Raw genomic sequence first — 732 nt, 5'->3', positions numbered from 1 at the left:
GATCCGGGCCGGCAAGATCCGCGCCGAGGAGCTGGACCCGATTGCGCTGGTCATTGACGAGGTAACGTCCTTCCTGGCCGCGGTAGATCAGCGTTACGCCGAGACCAAGGCCAAGGGCATGCGCGCCAAACCCCCGGTGCTGGAATGGCTGGGAAACCTGGGCCGGCTGGCCCGTTCGGCAAAGATCCACCTGGTGTTTGGTATGCAGCGCCCTGACACAACCATCATTGACGGCGAGCTGCGCGATAACTTCGGCGCCCGCATCAGTCTGGGACAGCTCAAATCCGCTGCCGGATCCTACATGATGTGGGATAACTACGCCATCGGCTGCCAAGTCCCGCCGATCCAGGGCCGCGCCGTATCACTGATCGACGGCAAGCCCACGATGATCCAGGCAACGTACAACGCCAACCCCGACCCCAACCACGACGACTACCACCCCGGCATCATCGCCGCCATGACACCGCCCAACGAGGTCTACAGCCGCAAGAGGATCCAGCCCCCGACACCGACCGTCACCGACGCCGAGGAAGGCCCGGAAATCAGCTGGACGGATCTGCTGGAAGCCAAGCTGATCGACTCCAGCGGACACGAACTCATCCTTGATCCCGTGGCCAGCGAAGAATCCCGCCGGTTCCGTGCCCAGGCCCGTCCCGGCACACAGACTGAACCCCGCCGCCTCCAGGCAGCTGACTCATTCGAGGAAGGACTGGCCCTGTTCCCGGCCCCAAC

The 732-nt window shown here is 64.1% G+C and carries 1 pseudogene; it reads left to right on the top strand.

What is annotated here, in order from left to right:
• A pseudogene (locus CXR03_RS18405) lies at positions 1–732 on the top strand (hypothetical protein); the annotation flags it as partial.

The organism is Arthrobacter sp. 08Y14, from assembly GCF_002929455.1.
In the GTDB taxonomy this organism is placed as follows: domain Bacteria; phylum Actinomycetota; class Actinomycetes; order Actinomycetales; family Micrococcaceae; genus Arthrobacter_B; species Arthrobacter_B sunyaminii.
Note: the sequence above shows the minus strand (reverse complement) of the source record. Positions and strands in the feature narration are given on the sequence as shown.